General features: G+C 54.4%; 1 protein-coding gene. It reads left to right on the top strand.

Going from position 1 to position 259, the window contains the following annotated elements; genetic code table 11:
• Window positions 1-259, top strand: a 259-nt coding sequence (locus P8629_RS12190) for an anti-CBASS protein Acb1 family protein (RefSeq protein ID WP_278166373.1), incomplete at both ends; no start/stop codon positions are given.

Genomic DNA, 259 nt, shown 5'->3' with positions numbered 1-259 from the left:
ATGGGTAAGCCGATCCCCGATACCGATGCCGCTGTCTCAATCAATAATGGCTGGGGAGATTCCGTACTGGTTTCTTGCATGGCCCCGCTGCTGCGCAATGAGTCTACTGCGGCTAATGCTGGCGAACTGGTGTTTGAGTCGAAGGTTGACGTTATTGGCGTCCCTGACCTGATGGAAAGGCTGCGAGAGGATGATTACGCTCAGTCGGTCCTAGAGATGATTAGCCTTCAGGTGCAGGCCAAGGGCATCACTAAGACGC

This window comes from Hydrogenovibrio sp. 3SP14C1 (assembly GCF_029625905.1).
In the GTDB taxonomy this organism is placed as follows: domain Bacteria; phylum Pseudomonadota; class Gammaproteobacteria; order Thiomicrospirales; family Thiomicrospiraceae; genus Hydrogenovibrio.
This window is presented reverse-complemented; position numbering and strand designations above follow the sequence as displayed.